Raw genomic sequence first — 24,869 nt, 5'->3', positions numbered from 1 at the left:
TTGCATGGGTGCGGTAGTTTTTTATAAAGATAGCTGTTTTTTATATGAAAAGGGAAAATTTGATAGCTGCAATGGTAAAAAACTCAAAGATTTTCCTGTTGGAGCTCTCATCCCATCGCATAAAATCCTCGCTCTTTCATTCAAACTCCCCCTGCACCTCTCACAAGAGCAACTAGCAGTACAAACTGAACTCAAACTTTACAACGAAGGTGGTCTTGATCCAAACAAAGAGTATGCCATCGATTACCTCGCTTATCCAATCGAGCATGAAAATAGCTATCTCGTGGAAGCTTTTGCGATCGTAAAAGAGGAGCTTGAGAACTATTTGCAAGAGCCACTTAAAAAACTTGGTTTTATTGATATCGTTTTCCCAAGATTCATAGCATATAAAGCTTTTTATGACACACCAGCTAATACCAATGACATCTTTTTCTATCTAGCAGATGAAGAGGCTTTTGTAGCAATTTATCAAAATGGCAAATTTATAGGACACCGCAATATCGACTCTTTCTCACAAATTGCCAAAAAGAGTGGTATAGAACTCGTGCGTATCAAAAACTTGCTCTTTAGCAAGGGTCTTAGAAGTGAAAACTACTCTTTGCAAGAGAGTGATATCTATGATAAATTGCAAGAGATTTTTTATAAAAATATCGAAAAAGTAGCATATAGTATAAATTTTAAACGAAGCTTCTTTGGTATAGATCGAGTCGATAGAATTTTTCTCGATGCTGATGGGCAGATGATTGATGGACTAAGGGACTATTTTGTCAGTTTTGGCATTGAGGGTGCTTTGGAGGTCAAGCCCTTTGCGTGCTGTAGTGTTGAGGCACAGAGTGCTTCATTGGCAGTGGCTGCAGCATATATCCAAAAGTATGAGCAGCTTGATCAAAAACTCAACTTCACTCTTTTTGAACGCAAAAAACCGCTTGTGCAGTTTGAAGTGGTGCAGCTTGCATTGGCGCTATTTGTAGTACTGCTCATAGGTACGGGTGCATGGATATGGTTACAAAGTAAAATCGATAATCTAGAGAGCCAGATTGCATTTATGCAGCAGCAGTATGAGAAAAACCGTCACAATAGCAAAAAGTATGAAGGAGCTCTGCTCAAACTCAAAGAGCAACAAAAAAAGCTCCTCGCTGCAATCGATAGCAAAGAGACACAAATTGATGAGATAGCTGATACATTAGATGCAATTCCATTCATCGAAAATGCAAAAACCCAAAGACAAAAGATGATAAATGATGCAATTTTAGGTCTTTATACATATAAGTTAAGCACTAAGTCTATCGAACAAAATGGTACGAAACGTCTGGGTATAGATGTGATTTCTCAAACAAACCAGAGAGAAAAGATAGCAAAATTTATGCAATTTATGATCCAAAAAGGCTATGCTAACGTTCAGACTAAAGAGATTGTTATGGATAGAGGACTCTATGAGAGTCATATTGAGGTTGTGCGATGAGACTGTATGAGCAGATAGAGTTTTATGAAAATAGACTCCAAAATATTCCGCGATCAAAAAGATATATTATCTATCTTGCATCTATCATCTTGCTTGGATTACTCTTTTATACCTACGTTTTAGGGCCTCAATTTGACCATATTCAAGATCTGCAAGCTAGATTGCAGCAGCTCCAAAATAAAGTAGCAAAAACTTCTCCTAAGCACTATGAAAGTATAATTATGAAAAAAAAGCAAGAGCTTGCAAACTTGCGAGCCAAACTTGATGAGCTGAAGCAAAAAGAGTATGCACTCTTGCAAAAGTTGCAGATGCAAAAGTATCTCTTTCTCAATCAGCAAAACTTTGCAAAACTCCTTGAAGATATATTGGCTGATTCTAAAAAACGTGGCGTTGTCCTCTCACTTATTCAGATAAATGAGATGGACAAGAAGTTTCTAGGAAGGCTCAAAGAGCAAAAGAGTCTCAAGATTCAAGGGCAGGGAGCCTTTTTGCAAAGTGTACGATTTTTGCGCGATATCGAAAAGCATCCAATGCTTTTGCGCGTAGATAATCTCCATTTTGAGACAAACGGCACAGTGCCACGCCTTAGTTTTTGGCTCAAACTCTATGGAGTAGAAAAATGAGAGCTTTTTTTATAGTTATTTTAGCCTCTTTGTCGCTTTTGGCTTTGGATCTTCCAGTTAACTATGATCCCTTCAACAGTGCCAAAAAGATTATCAAAAAGAGTCATAAGCCGATATTTTTTACCCCCTTTGTACGACCATTGCAACTGCAAGCGATTTTTAATGACAAAGCCTACATTAATGGGAAATCTTATAAAAGGGGTGATATAATAAGAGGATTTAAGATAGTGGATATAAAAGATAGTTATGTGATTTTACAGCGAGGTAAGAAGAAAAGAGTATTGGTGCTCTATCGTCCTCATGTACTGAAAGTGGTGGAGAAATGATAAAAAAGATTACTATAATTTTTCTTACAGCAATTGTTTTGTGGGCACAAGATTGTGATACCAAGCTCTTTAGTCTCAAGGCTATGAGCGATAATGGCCGAGGTATTACAATAAACTCGGTGCTCAAAGATATAGCAGCAACATGCAATATCTCTATCATTTTTGAAGATCCAAAAGCGCGTATTAAAGTCCACAAGAGTCTCGATTATGTCAATATCAAAGACTACACTCTCGAAGAGCTTTTTGATTTTATTTTGGGAGAGAATAACCTTTTTTATAATTACAATCCACGCAAACATATATTGAAGGTTGCCTATTATAAAACAAAAAACTTCAATATCGACTATATCAATCTTAGCTCTTTGACAAGTGAGAGCAAAAAGATGGTAATCCTTGGCACCACTTCAGGATCAGATACATACGGTTCTGGAGGGATTGGTAGTGGAAATGGAAGTGGTGGTACAACAGGCACTACCGGCAATGAAGAGAGTAGTGCTTATACCAATGACTACACCACTATTACAACAAAATCGCAGTTTACTTTTTGGCAAAGTTTGCACAAGCAGCTCGAAACCCTTTTGATAGGTGTAAGTGGTAGGAGAGATTTCAAAATTTTTATTAACCAAGATGCCTCACTTGTGACTGTTACAGGAACAAAAAAAGAGCTTGAAGCTGTGAAGAGGTTTTTGGATAAGCTTGCAGATCGCATGCACAAGCAGGTGCTCATAGAAGCAAAAATCATTGAAGTAAAGTATAAGGATGAGCAGACCCTAGGAATAGACTGGAGCAAGTTCAATCTTACTCTCACAGGAAGTAGAGAAGGGTATAAAACAAGAGCAGATGGGGTGAGTGTGAGTAATCTTGCTCATCCAAACTACTTCATAGGATACAATTTCTCTATGCAAGGACTCTTCGACTTTTTGAAAAAGTATGGGGATGTGAAGGTCCTTTCCAATCCAAAGATTCTCACGCTTAACAACCAGCCAGCAATCATCAATGTAGGAGACCAGCTTTCTTATCGCTATGAGACAAGTGGGACGACAAATATTCAAAGTGGTTCTACTGTTGGGACGCAGACGTATGCGATTGGCCAATCATTCATAGGTGTGACACTCTATGTCATTCCAGAGATCACAGATAATAATCAGATCATTATGAAGGTTAATCCGGTATCTAGTGAACTTATCCATGCTGATGAAAATAACCAATCGATGCGCGTATTGCCACCTGATGTGAAGATTAAGCAGCTCACATCCATAGTCAAAGTGAGAGATGGCCAAAAGATTCTCATCGGTGGACTTGTGAGTAAAAACTACAATAATGACCATACCAAAGTACCTCTTTTAGGTGATGTACCAATTATTGGGAGAATCTTTCACAGTACCAAAAGGGTTCAAAAAAGGAGTGAACTCTTTATCCTCTTGGTGCCAAAAATTATCAAAGAGCACAATGTCCCTACTATTGATGATGTAGCAATATTCAAGGATGATGATGGCTGATTTTAAAGCCATTGCCAAAATATTTGAAGATAGGGTAGAGGGAATCGAGCTCTATCAAACCCGCTCCTTCTTGCAGACAAAAAATCAGCTTCTTGATATATTGGAAAATGAGACGCGTCAGATGCTCTTTTTGGTAGGAGCGCCAGGATGTGGAAAGTCGGTTTTTTTAGAAAATCTCTCCTCATTGCTTGAAAATCGCTATGAAGTCATCAAATACAACACCCCCTTTTTTGAGCCAGTAGATTTTGTAAGAAACCTTTTACAAAAGAAGAGCATAGACGCTGCTGCAAATTCTCTCGAAGAGCTTTTAGAGCAGCTCATCAAAGAGTATGAAAACTCTCAAACACTCATCGCAATAGATGAAGCGCAGCTTCTAACCAAGGATATGATAGAGCTTATTCGCATACTTGCTGATTCCAAGGCTTTTTGGTTTTTGCTTGCCATGCACAAACACGAATCAAGCAAGATATTACAAGAGCCGCAGTTTTCATCTCGTCCTCATAGAGTTCTCGAGATGGGTTTGATGCAACCTAATGAGGTGCAAGAATACATTCACAAAGAGCTTTTAAGAGAGGGAGAATATATATTAGAGCAAAAAATCTCTAATGATTTAGCGAAATATATCTATAAACTGACAAAAGGGAATTTTCGCGATACAAAGAAACTGCTCAATCGTATGTTTTTGCTTATGGATGCAGCACTTTCACTTGATAAAAAAGGGTACGACAAGCCAAATAAGTGTCTTGTAACAATGGCTGCCATGGATGGAGGCTTGATTGATTAGTAAATTTGAGGAGTTGGAGCGCCGCTGCAAAAGGCGTAAACTCAAGAGATTTACACTTTTGGGGCTATTGATAGTAATTTTAACAAGTGTAGCATGGTATGGATATAGCTATATGCAAAAGAGTTCATATGTCAAAAATGAGATAGCTAATAAACAAAAAGAGTCACCTGCTCCTAGATCCAATCCTTCATCGAAACCTGCAACAAAAAGCTTACAAAAAGAGCCATCGCCAAAACCTCCAGAGCGCAAATGTTTTGGCATTCAGGTGATGTATGCATACGATACTATGATGGATAATGTTTTTAATATGAAGTTAAAAGCATTGAAAATGGGGATTCCGTGCCATATACGATATGGTAAAACATTGGAAAATGGAAAAAAAGAGGTCTATCTCATCTGTGCAACATCACCAAAAAAGAGTGCACTCAAACCTCTCATAAACCAGGTAAAAAGGCTCCATTGGGACTATGTAGTCGTCAATGATGAGTGCCGCTACGTAGAGTATAAAAAGCGCAAAAAACGTATAAAAGAAAAGCGCAAAGAGCCGATTATAAGTACAGTATCTGCTCCCAAAGAGCAAAAGGTATCGATAGAGACCAAAAGCGTAGATGTAGAGGCTCTCAAAAAGCTCTATAGCCAAAGAAAGAGCTACGACTTAGCTATGAAGATAGCTAAGAGTTACTACGCAAAGAGCAATTACTCCCAAGCAGCAAAATGGGCAAAGAGGGCTAATAGACTCGATCCACAGCAAGAGGGAGCATGGATACTCTATGCAAAGAGTCTCTATAAAAAGGGTTATAAAACAAAAGCCAAAGAGGTGCTTCGCGCATTTTTAGATTTTAAAGATTCCAAACAAGCAAAAAAACTGCTAGAGAGTTGGCAATGATACGACAAAAGATTCGCCTAGGCGACCTCCTCATCCAAGAGGAACTTCTTACCCAAGAGCAGCTCGAACATGCGCTCAAACTGCAAAAGGAGAGTAATTACTCCAAAAAACTTGGGCAGATTCTTGTAGAAGAGGGATTTGTTACCCAAAAAGATCTCCTCAAAGTTTTAAGTAAGCAATTGGGATACGAGTTTATAGATCTCTATGGTCAGAAGATCGATTTTGACAAGCTTGCGCGCTATCCCCTCCAGATACTCAAAAACGCCAAAGCCGTTCCATTTGATGAAGATGAAGACTATATCTATATAGCCACATCAGACCCCCTCAACTACGAGGCTCTTGATATACTTGAACGCACACTTATGAAACCGCTCAAGATCTATCTCGCACCCGATGATGAGGTCGAGGCGATCTTCCACCGCCTCTCTATATTGGAAGATACCAAATTTATTATCGAAGAGGTGAAAAAAGAGCTCCATACCGAAGGATTGAAAAAAGAGGGTGAAGAGAGTGCGGTTATGCGCCTCATTCATCTTATCATCAAAGATTCAATTCTTCGTCGAGCAAGTGATATACATATAGAGCCAGATGAGAAAAAGGCAGTTGTACGTGCACGTATCGATGGTGTGTTGCAAGAGACCTTTGTATTTGATACAGAGATCTACAATGCTCTTGATACGCGTATCAAACTCCTGGGGGGTCTCGATATTTCAGAGAAGCGTAAGCCCCAGGATGGGCGCTTTTCTATGACGATAGAAAACAAGCTCTACGATTTTAGGCTTTCGACGTCGCCAACAATTTATGGCGAATCACTGGTTATGCGGGTGCTTGATAGAGAAAAGGCACTCTTACGCCTCGAAGAGCTTGGTTTTGAGGATGAAAATCTAGAAAATTTTAATCGCATTATCCACTATCCATACGGAATAGTTCTTATCACCGGTCCAACAGGAAGTGGTAAAACGACTACACTCTATGCTGCGCTCAATGAGATCAAAAATATTCACAATAAAGTGATGACCATAGAAGATCCAGTAGAGTATCGTTTGCCACTGGTGCAGCAGGTGCAGGTCAATGAGAAAGCTGGGCTTACCTTTGCTGTGGCGGTGCGAAGCTTCTTGCGACAAGATCCAGATGTGATTCTCATAGGTGAGATTCGCGATAGCGAAACCCTCAATGCTGCTGCGCAAGCTTCACTCACTGGTCACCTGGTATTTTCCACCCTCCATACCAATGATGCACCTGGTGCGATCTCACGTTTTGCACAAATGGGATTAGCTCCTTATATGATAGCTGATGCGATGGTAGGAGTTGTTGCGCAGCGGTTGGTGCGCAAAATTTGTCCATATTGCAAAAAAGAGACTCACCTTCCGCCATCAATTTACAAAATTGTACAAAAATATCTACCAGATGATTATACAGTTTACAGAGGTCTTGGATGTCCAAAGTGCGACTTTACAGGGTATTTTGGCAGAACAATGATCTCTGAAATTTTAGTAATTGATGAAGATATAGCCAAACTCATTAGCGAAGGGGCTACAAAATTTGAGATCTATGAGTATGCAGTGAGTCACAAAGGCTTTAAACCTATGATCTATGATGGGATCAAGAAGGCTCTTAAGGGCATTACAACTATTGAAGAAGTTTTGCGGGTAACGAAGGAAAAGTAGTGAAATACTATCGCATTCTCTATAAAATCGGTCGCAAGAAGGACTATTACATTCTCCAAGCCGAAAATAGAGCAGATGCGATCAATAAATTTCTCTCCCTTGGAATTGGGGTATTGATAGAGATTACACAAATTAGTGAACCGCTCTCAATAAAACTTGAGCGCCTCAAAAAAAGACTCACCAATCCTATCAAAAACCGCAGTGTCAATCTTGAGCACTATATTGCACTTTTAGAGCAGCTTAGCGTTATGCTTGATGCTGGATTACCCTTGAATTTCGCTCTTTCTGAAGTGATCAAAAATGAAAAAGATCCGATGCTCAAAGCTATTTTTTCTCAAATTGCAGATGATATAGAGAGTGGCAAGAGTCTCTATGAAGCTGCCAAGCGATACAAAATACAGTTAGGTACGCTCTCTCTTTCTCTTTTTCGCTTGGGCGAAGAGACGGGGAATCTTGCTGAAGAGATTGGGCATTTAGCAAAAGTGATGCAAGAGATTCTCGATAACCGCCGCAAATTCAAAAAGGCAACGCGCTATCCTATATTTATCATCATTGCTATGATTATTGCGTTTGTTGTTGTTACAATTTTAGTCATCCCGCAGTTTGAAGCCTTTTTCAAAGAGTCAGATATGGAACTTCCTCTACCTACACAATTTTTGCTCTGGTTTGAACATGCCCTCATCGATTATGGTCCATATATTTTGATAGGTGCATTGGGTATGAGTGGAGTGTTGGGGTATCTGTATAAAAACAATGAGAAAGTGCGTCTCTTGTTAGATAAGATTTTATTAAAGATATTTATTATAGGAAATGCCATATATTATGCGATGATGAGCCGTTTTACCTATATTTTCCAGGTGCTCAATGATGCGGGAGTACCACTTATTGATTCGATTAAAATTGCTTTGGAGATTGTAGAAAACAGCTACCTTCGCTCGAAGCTTTCCAAAATTGTCGAATCGATTGAGGAGGGTAAATCACTCTACCAGGGTTTTGCCCAAACAGAGCTTTTTGAAAATATGGTGATAGAGATGATTCGAAGTGGTGAGATTGGTGGTGGGATGTCGAGGATGTTTCAAAAGATAAATAAAATCTATAAAGACCGCTTCGACTATATGGTGGACAATATTGCAGTTCTCATTGAGCCTCTACTTATTGCTGCAATTGCTGGATTTGTCCTCACACTCGCGCTTGGTATATTCTTACCTATGTGGAACCTCACACAAGTGAGTGGGTAGTGTGATGAATATTGAAACTGGAAGCATCGTGATAGCAGTGATTAGTATGATACTGCTTGGATTTGGTCTGTGGATTATGAAGAAGATGGGAGAGATTTAACCGCTACAGTTTTCACTGAAGCTAAAAGTGCCTGTATTTGGGTCATATATCCAGCAGTCATTGTGGTCTGGTTTGCTAGCTCCATTCTCTTTGACACCACTTTGGGGATTTGAAGCTGGTCCGTGGTAGTAAAATTTTCCGCTTCTCTCTTCGCAGCTCCATTTAGCATCTGTACTGTTTGAATTTTTAAGTATCCAGTTAAATGCAGGTGGACAATCACCAAGCTTTTTGGGATAGCCTTTGGAATTCAGATCTTGATCGCTACGATTATTGCCCCAGCTAAAGCCATTCTCACTTACAATCCAATCACTATGTACATCATCTATTGCCGTTTGTATCGTCGAAGCTGTTGCAATCTCAGCAGTTATTTTGGAGTGTGAGGTTAGGCCTCGAAATTTAGGGATTGCTATGGCGGCCAAAACACCTATGACCACCATAACAAATATGAGTTCAACTAAGGTAAAAGATCGTTGCATTACTGATCAGCAAGATCTAACGTTGTTGTATTTCTATCGTTAGCAAACACGAGACCTAATTTATTTGCCAATTTACTTTGCATATCAGCCTTTTTCGAACCATGAATGTAAGTAAATATTCTTATTTGAGGAGAGTACTGACTATCGTTGTAATAGAACTGGATATAATCATATGGATCAACATAATATCTTACGGTATCATTATCACTGCTTTTCCACCAGCCTTTACCTGTATTTGTTTGATATGCTTGTACTTGGAGTAAATCTGTCATATTGAGATCTTGTGGTCTTATGTTGTTGAGCTCTGTTTCATTAAAAAACGAAGCAGGAGCGTTTTGCACTACAGTTGTATAAGCTGAAATGAGGTTTGTAAGCTCAGCATTTTGCTTGAGCTGTTTGAACTTAGGCAGAGCGATTGCTGCCAACACACCTATAACTACCATTACGAATATGAGCTCTATGAGCGTAAATCCCTTGCGCATTATTTCTCCTTTATATATTTTTTTGCAGCATCGGTCATTCCGGCACGCAATTGTACCATCTTCTATTATCGGGTGAGATAAAAATATTTTTAGGTTTTGCAATAGATTAAAAATGTGATATAATTTTTATTCCCCTCCCCCTATGGAGCAGCAGGGTCAAGCCCTGCGCTCTTAATTTTCTTATTTAATTATTATTAAATATTTAATTTGGTATCATTTCGCTCCAAAATCCAAAAAAGGCGTGGACAATGAAAAAAGGAATTCACCCAGAGTATGTTGAGTGTGAAGTAACATGTGCTTGTGGGAACCATTTTGTAGTGCTTTCAAATAAACCACAGCTCAAAATTGATATTTGCAATAAATGTCACCCATTTTTTACTGGTAGTGAAAAGATTGTAGATACTGCTGGACGTGTAGATAAGTTTAAGAAAAAATACAATCTCAAGTAATTGCTCACACTTCTTCCTACCCCCATCGGTAATCTTGAAGATATTACTTTCAGAGCCCTGCGGGCTCTTGAGCAATGCAGTGTAGTCTTATGTGAAGATACGCGAGTAGCAAAACGACTCCTCCAACTTCTAGCACAAAAATTTTCTCTAGAGTTTGGTCAAAAACGCTTCATCTCTTTGCATGAACATAACCAAAATGCATTCTTAGCAAAACTTGAGCCATCTTTTTTTTCGCAAGATGTAGTCTACATGAGTGATGCAGGTATGCCTGGTATCAGTGATCCAGGGGCAAAGCTTGTAGCATATGCACAAGAGCATAATATCCCATATACCGTTCTTCCAGGACCTAGTGCATTTGTGACAGCATATGTGGCTAGTGGTTTTGGCCAGAAAGAGTTTTGTTTCTATGGTTTTTTGCCACACAAAGGGCAAGAGCGGTCGCAAAGCCTTCAAAAAATCCTCCAAAATTCTCACAATGTAATCCTCTATGAAGCACCTCACCGTCTCTTGAAGCTTTTGGAAGAGATTACACAAATCGACCCATCAAGAGATCTTTTCTTGGCAAAAGAGCTGACTAAAATACACGAGAAATTTTATAAAGGAGAAGCCAAGGATCTTTTCGAGCAGCTAAAAAATGAAAATATCAAAGGTGAGTGGGTTGTTGTAGTGCGAGCAAGTCAGCAAAAACAGGAGCAATTATGCCTTGGTGTGGAGGATCTTCTAGCACTTTCACTACCCAAAAAAGAGCTTGCTAAACTCCTTGCCAAAGTGAGTGAAAAAAGTGTTAAAGAGTGGTATAGCATACTTACGAAATCTTAAGTAAGAAATAGCTACAATCTTTAGTATGATAGTTTATGGCAAACAGATTTTTTTGTATATTTTAGCTCGCCATCCAGAGCTTATCGAAGAGGTGTATGTCGCAAGACCATTAGAAAAAGAGCAGTTTACAAAACTGCAAAAAATGGGTGTAAAAGTTATCAAAATAGATAATAAAAAGGCGCAAAGCCTTAGCCGCGGTGGCAATCATCAGGGAGTTTTGCTCAAAATCAAAGAGTTTATTTTCACTCCATTTAACGAGATTAAAGAGTCTCCATTTTTGGTGGTTCTCTATGGGATTACCGATGTAGGTAATATCGGATCGATTGTACGTAGCGCTTATGCTTTGGGTGTTGATGGTGTAGTGATCAGTGGACTTAAGCAGCTAAAGATGAGTGGGGTTGTGCGTAGAAGTAGTGGTGCTGCTCTAGACATGCCAATAGCTTTGAAAGAGAATATTTTTGATCTTATTAAAGAGTTGCAAGATCTTGGCACAAAAGTATATGGGGCAGATATGCAAGGAGTTGATGTAAGGAGTGAAAGGTTTACATCTAAAAGAGCTATAATATTGGGAAGCGAGAGTGAAGGGGTGCCACAAAAGGCTCTGCAAAAGTGTGATAAAACACTCAAAATTGCAATGAAGAGACCCTTTGACTCTCTCAATGTAGCGGCTGCTGCAGCAATTTTTATCGATAGGATGAGAGATGAGTGATTACGAAAAGTTCAAAGAGCTCGACCCTCAAGAAGTGCACAAAAAGACCTTTATATCTCCTCGAGTTATAGCAAACCTTCAAAATGAGAATTTTAAAAAATTGGGAACAAAGGCCAAAGCTTTAGGTTTTGTCAAGATAATTGAGCGTGAACTCCATCTTGATTTGCGTGAGTTAAGAGAGAAAATTGAGGAATATTTTAGTGATAATTTAGATTACAACTCTGCTTTTATCATTAAAGAGAAATCAGTTGCACAAAGCTTTGCATTTGGAAGCCTTTTAAAAATACTCATATTTGTCATAATACTCATTGGTGGGTTTTTTGTATACCATGACTTTATCAAAAAAGATAATAATCCTCCACCAGCTGTCCAACCTGTGGTAGATGAAAATATAACACAGCATGTGGAGAAAATCAGTGAGCCTTCATCGGAACAAAACGCAACTGTATCCAATGAGAGTGGAACAAAAATAGAAGAAGAAAGTAGCACATCGAGTGAGGAGAATGTAACATCTGTACAAGCTGCATCACAAAGCAGTGAAGAGATTTCCCTAGATTTAGAAAACAATGAAACCAACAGTAGTGGAGCAAGTCAAGAAGTAACCTTGCCACATATTACTATCATTCCCAAAAAGAGAATATGGCTGGGCATTATCTATCTTGATAACTATAGACGAAAAATGTATAGCACTGCTAGGCCAATTGAACTCAATACTTCTCGTGATCAACTTATCCTCACAGGTCATGGAGCCTTCTTTTTTGATATCGATGGTAAAAAAGTAGACTACAATCTCACTGGTAAAGGCAAGTTTATCTACCGTGCAGGAGAGCTTGAAAAACTAGATACGAAGACGTTCAAAGAGTATAATAGAGGAAGAGTATGGTAAAAAAGATACTCCTAGTCCTTTCTCTTACTCTGTTTGCTTTTGCAGCATCTATACAAGATCGTGTAGCCCATATTGTAGGATCATCTACATATAATAAAAATAGAGCTATACTCAATGCAGTTTTTATGCATACTGATAAATTTCGCACACCCCAAGGAACTATAGATACACAGAAAATTGTTGATGTTCTCAAACGCCTCGGTATGGTAAAACTGCGCTATCCTGAAGTCCGTACGCAATCGCTGGAGTTTATAGCATATTCACATCCTGGAATATTTTTTTATAAAGTTTTTGATGCCCTGAGTGCTGCGGCTGTTATAAATTATTCAATCGATAGACTGGTAAGAAATAGTGACGGTTATGCTATAAAAGTGCAATTTCAAGCAGCTTACGTGCCAGATCCATCAACTATTGTAAAAGTTTTTCAAGATGCAGGATTGTCTGTAGTCGATATCGTGCATAATAACAGGTCTTGGAAATACTATATAAATGCAATCAATGTGCATCTTCATGCTTTGGAAGTTGATTCACAGATACAGACAGGAGCAATGCAAAAACCGGTCTGGGTGCATGCAAAAGGGAGCATAAGCATACATTCTCTCAATGGCAACCACTGGTCTCCAGCAGTTTTTGTTTATGATAAATTTCTTCATCCCATAAAAGTTATTAAAAAAAATGAGACAACAAAAACTCTCGATATACCTTTGCCAAAAGGTGATTATTATATTAAAATTGCAGACAAATTCACTATAAAAAATTTACGCAATGGACTGCAAATTGTGGCTCGATAAAGGGTAAAAATGTTTAATGAGATACGATTTAATAAAATAGAAAGACTTCCCAAATATGTCTTTGCAGCTGTGAATGAGCTTAAGATGGCAGCAAGAAGAGCAGGAGAAGATGTAATCGATTTTAGTATGGGAAATCCCGATGGCCCAGCTCCACAGCACATTATAGATAAACTCATAGAAGCTGCGCAAAAACCAAAAAATCATGGATATAGTGCAAGCAAAGGTATTTATAAACTCCGTTTAGCAATCTGCAACTGGTATGAAAGACGCTATGGTGTAGCACTTGACCCTGAGACTGAAGCTGTTGCTACCATGGGTAGCAAAGAGGGTTATGTCCACCTCGTGCAGGCCATCACCAATCCTGGAGATGTAGCAATAGTTCCAGATCCTACCTACCCAATTCACTCATATGCTTTTATCCTTGCTGGCGGAAGCGTGCATAAGACGGAACTTGTTTTTGATGAGGAGTTTCGTGTAGATGAAGAGCGCTTTTTCCAAGATCTCCACAAAGCTCTCAATGATGCATTTCCAAAGCCAAAATATCTTGTTGTCAACTTTCCACACAATCCCTCCACTGCAATAGTGACACCAGAGTTTTACAAAGAGCTCGTGAAAATTGCAAAAAAAGAGCGTTTTTATATTATTAGCGATATTGCGTATGCAGATCTCACATATGATGGCTATAAAACCCCTTCGGTTTTGGCGGTAGATGGTGCTAAAGATGTAGCTGTTGAGAGTTTTACCCTCTCTAAAAGCTATAATATGGCAGGATGGCGCGTAGGATTTGTTGTAGGAAACAAAAAACTTGTGGGAGCTTTGCAAAAGATTAAGAGTTGGATAGATTATGGTATGTTTACGCCAATCCAAGTAGCGGCGACTGTAGCACTCAATGGTCCGCAAGATTGTGTAGAGGAGATTCGTAAGAAGTATGAAAAGAGACGCGATGTGCTCATCGAGTCTTTTGGCAGAGCTGGATGGAAGATGAATAAACCTCATGCCACTATGTTTGTCTGGGCAAGAATTCCTGAAGAGTTTCGCGATATGGGAAGCCTGGAGTTTTCCAAAAAACTTCTCACCCAAGCTAAAGTAGCAGTAAGTCCTGGCATAGGCTTTGGCGAGGGAGGAGAAGAGTATGTGCGTATAGCTCTCATTGAAAACGAAAAGCGTATCAGACAAGCAGCGAAAAATGTCAAGCAGTTTTTGCGTGAATACAGAGGTGAAGGATGATACGAGTAGGAATCATTGGAGTAGGAACTGTTGGCACAAGTGTTGTAAAAGTTTTAGAAAAAAACCGTGATATTATTACTGCAAGAGCTGGAAAAGAGATCAAAGTAGTCAAAGGTGTTGTACGCAACTTGCAAAAACACCGTGATATCAACATACCTCTGACAACAGATCCCTATGAAGTGACTGATGATCCAAGTATCGATATCGTTGTGGAGCTTATGGGTGGCGTAGAAGATGCTTACAAGATTGTTAAGAAAGCATTGCAAAATAAAAAAGCTGTAGTAACAGCAAATAAGGCTCTACTTGCCTATCACCGCTATGATCTCAAAGAGCTAGCCAAAGATATTCCATTTGAGTTTGAGGCGAGTGTTGCTGGGGGTATTCCTATCATCAAAGCTTTACGGGAGGGGCTAAGTGCCAACCATATTGAAGCGATTCGCGGCATTATGAATGGAACGTGCAACTATATCCTCACCAAAATGGATAAAGAGGGAGCTGACTTTGCTACAGTGCTCAAGGAGGCACAAGAGCTAGGCTATGCAGAAGCCGATCCAACCTTTGATGTAGAAGGCTTTGATGCTGCACACAAACTGCTCATATTAGCAAGTATTGCTTACGGGATCGATGCCAAACCAGAAGATATTTTGATTGAGGGAATTACCAAGATCACGACACTCGATTTTGAGTTTGCCAAAGAGTTTGGCTATGCGATCAAACTTTTGACAATTGCTAAGAAGCGAGATCATGAAGTGGAGCTACGTGTCCATCCTACACTCATCAAGCGCTCGGAGATGATTGCAAAAGTTGATGGTGTGATGAATGGTGTGAGTGTTATTGGGGATGTGGTAGGTGAAACTATGTATTATGGTCCTGGAGCTGGTGGAGATGCCACAGCAAGTGCAGTGATATCAAATATTATCGATATTGCCCGCGGCGGTAAATGCTCTCCAATGCTGGGATTTAAAAAGCCATTAGAGAGTGGTATGCGCCTTGCTTCTAGGGAGAGTATTGAGACAAAATATTATCTGCGCCTTTTAGTTGAAGATAGGCCTGGAATCCTGGCAAAGATTGCAAAAATTTTTGGTGAGCATACGATTTCAATAGAATCGATGTTGCAAAAACCAGCCGAAGGTTCGCTTGCACATCTTTTGCTCTCTACCCACAAATGCAATGAAGCAGATATCAATAGGGCTCTTGAAAGCCTTAAAACGCAAGAGTTTCTTCGCCAAGAACCTGTTATGATAAGAATGGAAGAGTAGCTAAAGATTCTCTTCTACCTCTTTTTTTGAGCGACTCTTAAAGCATAAATGTTTATTATTAAAAAAACTTTGCGGAGTGGCGATGCTAATTGAGAGTGTATGCACCTACTGTGGTGTTGGCTGCGATGTGGTAGCTGAGGTGGAAGAGAATAAAATCCAGCGCTTCTTTGCCCACAAAGATGGCGAAGTAAGTCAAGGAAAGCTATGTATCAAGGGTAAATATGGCTGGGAGTACCTGGAACATCCCAAGAGACTGCGCAATGCTTTAGTACAGTGCAGATTTGTTGAGAAAAATCCTCACTTTTTTTCCTCACTTTCTTTACAAAAATTTAATGAAGATTTTTACATTATCCCTTATGAAAAGGCTTATAAAATTGTAGCAGCCAAGCTCCAAGAGGTTGTGCAAAATCACGGAGCAGACGCAGTAGCAGCTATTGGTGGAGCACGTACAAGCTGTGAGAGTGGATATCTCTTGCAAAAATTTGCAAGAGAAATCATAAAGACTCCCCATGTTGATAATTGTGCAAGAGTCTGCCACTCACCAAGCCTCAAAGGAATGCGAGCTACGATTGGTGAGGGTGCAGCGACAAATCCTTTCAATGATATCTACAAAACCGAAAATCTTGTAGTCATTGGCTCAAACACCACCGAAGCTCACCCCATCGTCGCCAATCGTATCATGGATGTGATCAAAAAGGGTGTGAGCCTTCATGTCATAGATGTTCGCCGTATCACACTCAGTCGTTTTGCAGACAACCATCTAAGCATTCCTTTTGAGACAAATCTCATGGTACTTAACATGATTGCTCGCACTATTTTGGAAAATGGGTGGGAAGATAAAGAGTTTATCCAAAAGCGGTGCAAAAATTTTGAAGAGTACAAAGAGGCAATTTTATCTGATGAGTGGGCTGATAGAGATATCTTTGCACATATTCGAGGCTATGAGGATCTTCCACAAAAGATCGAACAGATTGCATATGATCTTGCACACAAAAAGAGCCTCATTCTGTGGGGATTAGGAGTTACTGAGCATCTTGACGGCAGTTATGCAGTGATGGCCATTACTCATCTTGCACTTCTAACTGGCAATATCGGCAAAGAGGGTGCTGGTCTCATGCCGCTAAGAGGGCAGAATAATGTCCAAGGAACCTGTGACATGGGAATGCTGCCTTACTACTTGCCAGATTATAAGAAACCTGCCGTTGAAGGACTCATGACGCCAGATATTATGAATGCTGCGATAGACGGTAAGATCAAAGCTATCTTTAACATGGGGGAAGATATTGCCCATATTCATCCAAATCAGACAAAAGTCAAAAAAGCTCTCAAAAATCTCGATCTTTTGGTAGTCAATGAGCTTTTTATGAACGAAATTACCAAGTATGCAGATTTTGTATTCGGTGTAAAGAGTGCATATGAAAAAGAGGGGGTCTATATTAATGCTGAGCGCCGTTTACATCTTTCACAGCCCCTTGTAACTTCACAGCTTCCTGATGATTGGGAAGTACTGGTAGGAATAGGGTGCTATCTTGATGGGAAGTTTGATTACAAGGCTTCGCAAGAGATTTGGGATGAGGTGAGAGAAGTTGCGCGTGATCGCTTCAGTGGGGCTAGCTATGAAAAGCTCAAAAAAAATCGTCTACGAGGTATGCAGTGGCCAATTCACAATAAGGGTACTCCTATTTTGCATACTGAAAGCTTCCGCACAAAAGATGGATATGGATATTTTCGCTATAAGCAGTATGAGCTAAGAGGTATGATGAGAGAGCTTTTGCAAAAGCGAGATCCTCACTTTTATCTAACAACCGGCAGAATCCTCGCTCACTACAACAACGCTGCACAGACTAAAGCGTGTCCGAGTCTAGCTAAACGCTATGAAGAGGATATTTTGCTCGTGAGTGAAAAGGATCGCGAATTTTTCCAAGGACGTGATAGAGTTGTGCTTGAGAGCAAATATGGAAGATCCCATCCATTAAAAATAAAATTTTCAAAAAATATCAAGCGAGGTACCCTCTATGTAACATTCCACCATGCAAAGAGCCATATCAATTACCTCTTTGGTGATGAAGCAGACAGTTTTGTCAAAACTGCGCGCTTTAAGAGTGTAAAGGTCAAGATAGTCTAATGGGAAAAGAGGCAAAAATTACAGGAAATGAGGGCGAAGAGAGGGCAGTAGTATATCTTATCAAGCATGGTTATGAGATAGTTGAGCGCAACTTCTATGCTAAGTTTGGAGAGATTGATATCATTGCCAAAAAAGATGGCACTATTCACTTCTTTGAAGTCAAAACCTCGAGTAGATATGAGCCGATTTTTGCTATAACTCCAGCAAAGATGCAAAAGATTTACAAAGCTATAGAATACTACTTGATGAAGAACAATATAACGCTTCCATACCAAGTAGATGCAATACTTGTGAAAAACTCTCAAATCGAACTAGTAGAAAATATTTCAATATGATGTTAAGGAAAAGTTAGTATAATATGAACCTTAAAGATAATTTAGAAAAAGGAGAATAAAATGGGAAAATATGTTGAACTCAATGCTTCAAATTTTGATGATACTATCAAAAACAATGAAGTTGTAATGGTGGATTTTTGGGCACCTTGGTGTGGGCCATGTAGAATGATCGCTCCAATTATCGATGAGCTTGCTGAGGAGTATGAAGGAAAAGCAGTTGTGGCGAAAGTCAATACTGACGAAGAGCAAGATATTGCAATTCGCTACGGAATTCGCTCAATTCCTACAATCTTGTTTTTCAAAAATGGTGAGCTTGTTGATCAGATGGTTGGTGCAGCAAGCAAAGATGTTTTCAAGCAAAAGCTTGATGCACTTTTGAGCTAATATTTGGGGCTTTGCCCCAGATATTGGGAGTAAAGAGTCAAGGCTGCTTCATTCTTTACTCTCAATAAAAGGAAATCTATGCTCGACTTAGCAATTGTTGGCGGAGGTCCTGCAGGATTGACAGCCGGCCTCTATGCAACACGGGGCGGTTTGAAAAATGTAGTAATGTATGAGCAGGGGATGCCCGGAGGAGCTATCACGCAAAGTAGCGAAGTAGAGAACTATCCGGGTGTGTGTGAAGTTGTTACAGGAATGGAGCTTATGGAGTGCTGGCCAAAGCAGGCTATGCGTTTTGGGCTCAAGCATGAGATGGAGAAGGTTGAACGTATAAAGCGCAATGAGGATGGCACCTTTACCCTTGAGCTTGCCAGTGGCAAAACAGAGCAGGCAAAAGCAGTGATTGTCGCAACCGGAAGCACTCCAAAGCGAGCCGGCTTTGAAGGTGAAGAGGAGTTCATTGGCAAGGGTGTGAGTACTTGTGCAACATGTGATGGCTTCTTTTACAAAGGCAAAGAAGTAGCAGTTGTAGGAGGTGGAGATACTGCCCTTGAAGAGGCACTCTATCTGGCAAATATTGTCGAAAAGGTCTATCTCATTCATAGACGCGATAAATTTCGCGCAGCACCCTCAACTGTTGAGAGAGTGATGAACAATCCAAAAATTGAGCTCATTCTCAATGCAAAAGTAAAGAAGGTCTATGGAGACCAAAGCGGTGTGCAAGGAGTCATAATCGATCAAGAGGGTAAAGAGATCGATCTCAAGGTTCCTGGAGTTTTCGTCTTTGTAGGTATGAATGTGAACAATGAAGTCCTCAAGCAAGAGGATGGATCATTTTTGTGTGATGTGAATGAGTGGGGAGAGGTGAAGGTGGATCTGAAGATGCGTACTTCAGTCCCTGGTCTCTATGCTGCTGGAGATGTACGCGAAGATGCTGCAAAGCAGGTAGTTTGTGCTGCTGGAGATGGTGCAGCTGCAGCAATTGATGTCATAAGCTATATCGAAAAGATGGGGGAGTAGTATGCTCAATATCGGAATATATGGTGGAAGCGGAAGAGTTGGGACTCTTCTGATTAAAAATTTAGCAAATGACGATGTGGCAAAAGTGAGTGCTGTGCATGCGCTCGAAAAGCTTGAGAGTGAAGTACCTGGTGCAGTTGTGACAAATGATCTAGATACTTTTATAGATAATTGTGATGTGATTATAGATTTTACACTTCCAGAAGGGACGCAGGCGCTTGTAGAAAAGCTCTTGCAAAAGCCAAAACCTCTTGTGAGTGGAACTACAGGGCTCTCACTCCATCAGCAAAATCTTCTCAAAGAGCTAGCAACAAAAGCGCCAGTCTTGTATGCAACAAATATGAGCCTTGGTATTGCAATACTCAAGCGCCTTGTGGCATTAGCCAGTGATAAGCTTCGCGATTTTGATATAGAGATCGTTGAGATGCACCACCGCTACAAAAAGGATGCTCCAAGTGGAACGGCTTTGACTCTAGCAGAGTTTGCAGCAAAAGCAAGAGGTCTTGAACTTGACAAAGTGCGCGTGAGCGGCCGTGATGGCAATATTGGTGAGCGCACAAAAGATGAGATAGGTGTCTTTGCGCTGCGTGGTGGAGATATTGTTGGACGTCACACCGTGGGATTTTACAATGATGGAGAGTATCTTGAACTCAACCATACTGCTACGAGTCGCGATACTTTTGCTAAGGGTGCTATTAAGGCAGCCAAATGGGTGGTTTCCCAAGAGCCGGGTCTCTATACGATAGATGATTGTTTAGGATTGTAAAATGTGTTCAGTTATAGGGCTTTTTAACGTTCCTGAAGCTGCAAAGTATGCATATTTTGGTCTCTTTTCGCTTCAGCACCGCGGACAAGAGGCTGCTGGGATTGCAAGCAGTGATGGAGAGAAGATCCATATAGCAAAAGGGCGAGGACTTGTGACTCAAGTCTTTGATGAAGCAAAGCTCAAAAAGCTTATCGGCAATAGTGCAGTAGGACACACACGCTACTCCACTGCTGGTGAAGACTCAATGCTTGATGCACAGCCGATTTTTGCCCGCTACGATCTTGGACAGATTGCTGTTGTGCACAATGGCAACCTCACCAACGCTTTGCAGGTAAGAAGAGAGCTTATCAAAGAGGGGGCAATCTTTCAGACCTATATGGACACTGAAAACCTCATTCACCTTATTGCCAGAAGCAAAAAAGAGCAGCTCTACGATCGCATTATTGAAGCGTTGCATAAAGTAGAGGGCGCCTACTCTCTCATTCTCCTTAGCCGCAAAAAGATGTTTGTTATGCGCGATCCCAACGGATTCCGTCCGCTATCTATGGGAAAACTAGGCGATGGCTGGGTCGTGGCAAGTGAGACGTGTGCTTTTGATCTCATTGGTGCAGAGTTTGTAAGAGACATCAAACCTGGTGAGCTTGTGGTTTTTGAAGAGGGCAAAGAGCCACGCTCCATTCAGGTGTTTGAGCCAAAACCAACCAAATGTATCTTTGAGTATATCTATTTTGCAAGACCTGATAGCAATATTTTTGGTAAAAATGTCTATAAACTACGCAAAGCTATGGGACGGGAACTTGCAAAAGAGTATCCGGTAGAAGCAGATATGGTTGTGCCTGTACCAGATAGTGGTGTGGCTTCTGCTATTGGGTACTCTGAAGAGAGTGGGATTCCATTTGAACTTGGAATCATACGTAACCACTATGTGGGACGCACATTTATTGAGCCAACGCAAGAGATCCGCGATCTCAAAGTAAAAATGAAGCTCAACCCTATCAAGAATGTGATTAAAGGTAAGCGCCTCATTGTTATCGATGATAGTATAGTGCGAGGAACGACAAGTAGAAAAATTGTCAATATCCTCAAAGAGTTTGGAGCCAAAGAGGTGCATATGCGCATTTCTGCACCTCCTACTACTGGACCATGCTACTATGGTGTCGATACTCCTACAAAAGAGGAACTCATAAGCTCTCGTATGTCAGTAGAAGAGATAAAAAAATATATAGGAGCAGATTCGTTAGCCTATCTTTCAATCGATGGATTACTTCGCAGTGTTGGTAATGACTTAAGTTACTGTATGGCATGTTTTGATGGAAACTATCCGATATTGCCAAAAGAGTAAGGAAAAGATTGCGAAAAGTTCTGACATTTGGGAGATACTATAAAAAATGTATAGGCAGAAGAGTCAAAAAGATTCCATTGGGGCTCTCTGGTTTTACCTGCCCCAATATTGATGGACGTGTTGCCAAAGGTGGTTGCACATTTTGTGAGAATGAATCATTTGCCCCCAATCTTGCTAAAACCAAAAAAATCTTCCTCAGTCCCGAGAGCAAAGAGAATCCACTCTTACAAAAGCAGCTCAAAGAGATCGATTTTCAATATAGTGCAACTGCAGAGTACTATAAAAGACGAGGATATGAGAAGTTTCTGGCCTATTTTCAAGCTTTTACCAATACCTATGCCCCAATCGATACTCTCAAAACTCTCTACTCCCATGCACTCAAGCAGCCAGACTGTATAGGTTTGAGTATCGGGACGCGCAGTGATTGTGTCAGTGATGAGGTACTTGATCTTTTGCAAGAGATTGATAGTGAGCATGAAGTGTGGGTAGAGTATGGGATCCAGAGTGTTTTTGATGAGACTTTGGAGCGCATCAACAGAGGGCATGATAGTGCGAATGTGGAAGAGTGGATCAAAAAGACAAAAGATAGGGGATTGCGTGTTTGCGGGCATGTGATTTTTGGCTTGCCTGGAGAGAATCAGGAGATGATGCTTGAGACTATTCGTAAAGCAATAGAGTGGGGTATCGATTCAATTAAAATCCATCCGCTCTATGTTGTGAAAAATACAGCTTTGGCAGTTGAGTTTATGAAAGGTAAATTTACTCCTATTACGCAAGAAGAGTATATCGATACACTCCTCAAAGCCCTTGAAATCCTACCAAAAGATATAGTAGTGCAGCGGCTCACCGCCGGTATCGGCGATAGCTCACTGTTAGCACCTGCATGGTGTGCTGATAAAAACCGTCAGCTCTTAGCTATTCGCAAAGCCCTCTTAGCCAAAGGCCTTATTTACTAGCCTTTGGCATATCGTGAGGTTTGTGGGCTTTGTTGAAGCTTGCCATGAAGGTGTTGAGTTTTGCTTTGAGTGTTTCAAAGATATCTTTTGTGCTCTCTTCGCTCTCCAAAATTTTTTCGATCTTTTCAATTTCAGCGAGAAGATCTTTGTAATCTTCCTCCACTCTTCCATATCCCAAAGCTTGCGCAAGAAGTAGCTGCTCTTTTGCATACGCTGTCAGTTCTTTGAGCTCCTCTTTTTTTGCATCCTCTTTATTTTTTGTAAGTTCACTTGCTCTATTGATCGCTTGCTCAGCGCGCAAAATTGGGAGTGGAATAATAATCTTTTCTAAAACAAGTGTCTCCAACGCTTTTGCAAGCAGTGCTATTGCCTCATCATACTTCTCTTCTTCAATGAGTGGCACTATTGCTTTGATTGCTATTGGGTATGTGCCAATTGGTAGAGCTGTGATGATGATATCGAGCTCACTAGCTAGATTGAGCATAATGTCTCTAGCTTTTTGTACTTCTCCAGCTTCTATGAGGGATACAACCTCATTTTTTGCTGCAGCCACATCATCGATAGTTCCAGGAAAATCGATAATCTGCTCTTGTACATTGACAGGAACTAACTGCAAGTTTGGATCGCGAGCTACAAGAAGCTCAAGCTTTCCAAGAGCCTTTTCTATTGTTGTGAGCGCTTCATCTTTTTTCTTATTTTTAAGGTGCTCAATGACATCAACGACAAGATTGACAGCATCTACTGCTTCATCAGCGATTTTGTTATCTTTTTCCTCTACGTAATTATCTTTTGCCTCTTGCACTTTTTTTGTTACTTCTTTGTTCTCTTTGAGTCTTTCACTCATTGTTACCTCCTTTAAAAGTGTTACGATATTATACACTTAAGGAGGTGATTCTGTCTGCAACATATGTTGCAGATGTAACAAAATGTAACAATTAGCGAGCTATGAAACCTCTAGAGCAGCCCATACCTGTTTTGCGTGCTCTTTGCAAAAGGGAAGAGAGTGGAGTTTTTGGAGTTATTCGGCCTTTGAGGTTGATGCGAATCTCTGTAAGATAACCTTTGCGGCAGATAAATTTCACACGCTTCCCAGCACCACTAAAATAGGTTCCATCAAAAATTTTACGAATCTTATAGGTTTGGATGCGATGCCCTCTGTGTTCATGGATAAAAGAGAGTACTGGTGAATCGTTGATCTTTTTTACAAGTGAAATTGCATCGAGGAAATATTTTTGTGGATCATGGCTATAGCAGCTTCCATGTTTAACCCACTCATGGTTGTGCAGTCCCACTGCACTTCCTGGCATGTATTGGAGCAGGAGTGCCTGGAGCTGGGGAGGGAGTTTGAGATCGATATGATTCCAGTAACCTCTTTTATCAAGAAGCTTCCAGCGAATTGGCACGTTGCAATACTGCTTTTTGGGCCACAGCCCATGGAGAGTGAGGTGGTTTTGCCAAAAGGGTAGAGGCTTTTTGCAGGTTTTATAGTGGTGCACTTTGCAAACACTCGGATACCAGTTGATAGCGAGCACATATTCACTTGCTAGTGCACTGAGTGCAAGGAGGACAGAGAGGAGTAGTTTTTTCATCATTTTCTTGCAGCCTTCTCCTCAATGCCACTCATTCCAAAGCGGCGTTTAAGCTCTTGTCGCACAAGTTCTGGTGAGATATCTTTACTTGCAAGTGCTACGAGGCAGTGGTAGACGAGATCGGCACACTCATAGATAATCTGCTCTGTGTCTCTATCTTTTATAGCAAAGCAAAACTCACCAGCCTCTTCGACTACCTTTTTCAAAATTGTATTCTCACCCTTCGCAAAAAGCTTTGCAGTCCACGACTTTTGGGGATCAGCCTCTTTGCGCTCCTGGATAATATGATAGAGGCGATCGATCACGTCATCATACATCTTGTTTGGATCTTGTATCGGCTCACTCGTGATTGTGCCTGTTGAGAGATTCTTAAAAAAGCAGCTCTTGCGTCCTGTATGGCAAGCTGGCCCCTTTTGCTCTACTTGCAAAAGAATTGTATCGTTATCGCAATCGAGCTTGATATCTACAATTTTTTGGACATTCCCGCTGCTCTCACCCTTTTTCCATAGCTTTTGGCGGCTTCTAGAGTAGTAGTGCGCATATCCAGTCTCAAGGCTCTTTTGCAAAGCCTCTTCATTCATGTAAGCAAGCATCAATACTTCACCACTCTTGCTATCTTGCACGATTGCTGGGATGAGAGGATGCTTTTGCCAATCTATTGAAAACTGCATC

27 protein-coding genes are annotated in these 24,869 nt (G+C 40.5%); 22 read left to right on the top strand and 5 right to left on the bottom strand.

Translation table 11 applies throughout. The features are described 5' to 3' along the window. The first annotated feature begins 4 nt into the window (after positions 1 to 4). From JG734_RS07945 to JG734_RS07910, 8 genes are read left to right on the top strand one after another with little or no spacing between them, the layout of a single operon-like run. Entirely contained in the window at positions 5 to 1,462 is a 1,458-nt protein-coding gene (locus JG734_RS07945) for a hypothetical protein (RefSeq protein WP_201332758.1), read from the top strand. Further along, positions 1,459 to 2,085, top strand: a complete 627-nt coding sequence (locus JG734_RS07940; RefSeq protein ID WP_201332757.1) for a hypothetical protein — start codon at positions 1,459 to 1,461, stop codon at positions 2,083 to 2,085. Before JG734_RS07945 ends, JG734_RS07940 begins: the two co-directional genes overlap by 4 nt. Beyond that, the gene (locus JG734_RS07935) at positions 2,082 to 2,411 is read left to right on the top strand and encodes a hypothetical protein (protein ID WP_201332756.1); all 330 of its coding nucleotides are present in this window, start codon (positions 2,082 to 2,084) and stop codon (positions 2,409 to 2,411) included. Before JG734_RS07940 ends, JG734_RS07935 begins: the two co-directional genes overlap by 4 nt. Further along, on the top strand, positions 2,408 to 3,910 hold the full coding sequence (locus tag JG734_RS07930) for a type II secretion system protein GspD (RefSeq protein ID WP_201332755.1): 1,503 nt from the start codon (positions 2,408 to 2,410) through the stop codon (positions 3,908 to 3,910). The genes JG734_RS07935 and JG734_RS07930 overlap by 4 nt, the downstream gene beginning before the upstream one ends. Continuing rightward, positions 3,903 to 4,694, top strand: a complete 792-nt coding sequence (locus JG734_RS07925; RefSeq protein ID WP_201332754.1) for an ATP-binding protein — start codon at positions 3,903 to 3,905, stop codon at positions 4,692 to 4,694. Before JG734_RS07930 ends, JG734_RS07925 begins: the two co-directional genes overlap by 8 nt. After that, entirely contained in the window at positions 4,687 to 5,580 is an 894-nt protein-coding gene (locus JG734_RS07920) for a tetratricopeptide repeat protein (protein ID WP_201332753.1), read from the top strand. The genes JG734_RS07925 and JG734_RS07920 overlap by 8 nt, the downstream gene beginning before the upstream one ends. Continuing rightward, complete coding sequence (locus JG734_RS07915; RefSeq protein WP_201332752.1) at positions 5,577 to 7,247, top strand: GspE/PulE family protein; 1,671 nt, start codon at positions 5,577 to 5,579, stop codon at positions 7,245 to 7,247. The genes JG734_RS07920 and JG734_RS07915 overlap by 4 nt, the downstream gene beginning before the upstream one ends. Then, a complete protein-coding gene (locus JG734_RS07910) occupies positions 7,247 to 8,485 on the top strand; it encodes a type II secretion system F family protein (protein WP_201332751.1) in 1,239 nt (412 codons plus the stop codon). Before JG734_RS07915 ends, JG734_RS07910 begins: the two co-directional genes overlap by 1 nt. Positions 8,486 to 8,581: 96 nt before the next feature. Here JG734_RS07910 and JG734_RS07905 read toward each other — a convergent pair whose 3' ends face one another. Together JG734_RS07905 and JG734_RS07900 are read right to left on the bottom strand one after the other, a co-directional pair. Beyond that, entirely contained in the window at positions 8,582 to 9,061 is a 480-nt protein-coding gene (locus tag JG734_RS07905) for a type II secretion system protein (protein ID WP_201332750.1), read from the bottom strand. Beyond that, positions 9,061 to 9,543 carry a prepilin-type N-terminal cleavage/methylation domain-containing protein gene (locus JG734_RS07900; protein ID WP_236586841.1) on the bottom strand — a complete coding sequence of 161 codons (483 nt, stop codon included), beginning with the start codon at positions 9,541 to 9,543 and terminating at the stop codon, positions 9,061 to 9,063. The genes JG734_RS07905 and JG734_RS07900 overlap by 1 nt, the downstream gene beginning before the upstream one ends. A gap of 248 nt (positions 9,544 to 9,791) precedes the next feature. Here JG734_RS07900 and rpmE point away from each other — a divergent pair, with 248 nt between their 5' ends. The 14 genes from rpmE (at position 9,792) to JG734_RS07830 (ending at position 22,608) form a co-directional block, all read left to right on the top strand. Further along, the gene (rpmE, locus tag JG734_RS07895; RefSeq protein WP_201332749.1) at positions 9,792 to 9,992 is read left to right on the top strand and encodes a 50S ribosomal protein L31; all 201 of its coding nucleotides are present in this window, start codon (positions 9,792 to 9,794) and stop codon (positions 9,990 to 9,992) included. After that, entirely contained in the window at positions 9,993 to 10,811 is an 819-nt protein-coding gene (gene rsmI, locus JG734_RS07890; protein WP_201332748.1) for a 16S rRNA (cytidine(1402)-2'-O)-methyltransferase, read from the top strand. A 25-nt stretch (positions 10,812 to 10,836) separates the two neighbouring features. Next, positions 10,837 to 11,520, top strand: a complete 684-nt coding sequence (rlmB, locus tag JG734_RS07885; protein ID WP_201332747.1) for a 23S rRNA (guanosine(2251)-2'-O)-methyltransferase RlmB — start codon at positions 10,837 to 10,839, stop codon at positions 11,518 to 11,520. Further along, on the top strand, positions 11,513 to 12,406 hold the full coding sequence (locus JG734_RS07880) for a hypothetical protein (RefSeq protein WP_201332746.1): 894 nt from the start codon (positions 11,513 to 11,515) through the stop codon (positions 12,404 to 12,406). The genes rlmB and JG734_RS07880 overlap by 8 nt, the downstream gene beginning before the upstream one ends. Next, positions 12,400 to 13,197, top strand: coding sequence for a hypothetical protein (locus JG734_RS07875; protein ID WP_201332745.1), 798 nt, complete (start codon positions 12,400 to 12,402; stop codon positions 13,195 to 13,197). Before JG734_RS07880 ends, JG734_RS07875 begins: the two co-directional genes overlap by 7 nt. A 9-nt stretch (positions 13,198 to 13,206) precedes the next feature. Then, positions 13,207 to 14,424, top strand: coding sequence for an LL-diaminopimelate aminotransferase (locus tag JG734_RS07870; RefSeq protein WP_201332744.1), 1,218 nt, complete (start codon positions 13,207 to 13,209; stop codon positions 14,422 to 14,424). Next, positions 14,421 to 15,683, top strand: a complete 1,263-nt coding sequence (locus tag JG734_RS07865) for a homoserine dehydrogenase (RefSeq protein WP_201332743.1) — start codon at positions 14,421 to 14,423, stop codon at positions 15,681 to 15,683. Before JG734_RS07870 ends, JG734_RS07865 begins: the two co-directional genes overlap by 4 nt. An 82-nt stretch (positions 15,684 to 15,765) precedes the next feature. Then, positions 15,766 to 17,808 (top strand): molybdopterin oxidoreductase family protein, encoded by a 2,043-nt coding sequence (locus JG734_RS07860; protein ID WP_201332742.1) that lies wholly within the window; start codon positions 15,766 to 15,768, stop codon positions 17,806 to 17,808. Then, complete coding sequence (locus JG734_RS07855) at positions 17,808 to 18,143, top strand: YraN family protein (protein WP_201332741.1); 336 nt, start codon at positions 17,808 to 17,810, stop codon at positions 18,141 to 18,143. Before JG734_RS07860 ends, JG734_RS07855 begins: the two co-directional genes overlap by 1 nt. Before the next feature lie 60 nt (positions 18,144 to 18,203). Further along, complete coding sequence (gene trxA, locus JG734_RS07850; RefSeq protein WP_201332740.1) at positions 18,204 to 18,527, top strand: thioredoxin; 324 nt, start codon at positions 18,204 to 18,206, stop codon at positions 18,525 to 18,527. A 78-nt stretch (positions 18,528 to 18,605) separates the two neighbouring features. Continuing rightward, positions 18,606 to 19,544, top strand: a complete 939-nt coding sequence (gene trxB / locus JG734_RS07845; protein ID WP_201332739.1) for a thioredoxin-disulfide reductase — start codon at positions 18,606 to 18,608, stop codon at positions 19,542 to 19,544. Between the two features lies 1 nt (position 19,545). Then, the gene (dapB, locus tag JG734_RS07840) at positions 19,546 to 20,310 is read left to right on the top strand and encodes a 4-hydroxy-tetrahydrodipicolinate reductase (protein WP_201332738.1); all 765 of its coding nucleotides are present in this window, start codon (positions 19,546 to 19,548) and stop codon (positions 20,308 to 20,310) included. A 1-nt stretch (position 20,311) separates the two neighbouring features. Next, the gene (purF, locus tag JG734_RS07835) at positions 20,312 to 21,652 is read left to right on the top strand and encodes an amidophosphoribosyltransferase (RefSeq protein ID WP_201332737.1); all 1,341 of its coding nucleotides are present in this window, start codon (positions 20,312 to 20,314) and stop codon (positions 21,650 to 21,652) included. Positions 21,653 to 21,660: 8 nt separating this feature from the next. After that, on the top strand, positions 21,661 to 22,608 hold the full coding sequence (locus JG734_RS07830) for a TIGR01212 family radical SAM protein (RefSeq protein WP_201332736.1): 948 nt from the start codon (positions 21,661 to 21,663) through the stop codon (positions 22,606 to 22,608). On the opposite strand, the gene JG734_RS07825 is transcribed toward JG734_RS07830, so the two are convergent. From JG734_RS07825 to hisIE, 3 genes are all read right to left on the bottom strand, one after another. Then, entirely contained in the window at positions 22,598 to 23,452 is an 855-nt protein-coding gene (locus JG734_RS07825; protein ID WP_201332735.1) for a YfdX family protein, read from the bottom strand. The genes JG734_RS07830 and JG734_RS07825 overlap by 11 nt on opposite strands. Positions 23,453 to 23,543: 91 nt before the next feature. Then, on the bottom strand, positions 23,544 to 24,197 hold the full coding sequence (locus tag JG734_RS07820) for a hypothetical protein (RefSeq protein ID WP_201332734.1): 654 nt from the start codon (positions 24,195 to 24,197) through the stop codon (positions 23,544 to 23,546). Continuing rightward, a complete protein-coding gene (gene hisIE / locus JG734_RS07815) occupies positions 24,197 to 24,868 on the bottom strand; it encodes a bifunctional phosphoribosyl-AMP cyclohydrolase/phosphoribosyl-ATP diphosphatase HisIE (RefSeq protein WP_201332733.1) in 672 nt (223 codons plus the stop codon). The genes JG734_RS07820 and hisIE overlap by 1 nt, the downstream gene beginning before the upstream one ends. Position 24,869 lies beyond the last annotated feature (1 nt).

Source organism: Nitratiruptor sp. YY09-18 (genome assembly GCF_016593235.1).
Classification (GTDB): Bacteria; Campylobacterota; Campylobacteria; order Campylobacterales; family Nitratiruptoraceae; genus Nitratiruptor.
Note: the sequence above shows the minus strand (reverse complement) of the source record. Positions and strands in the feature narration are given on the sequence as shown.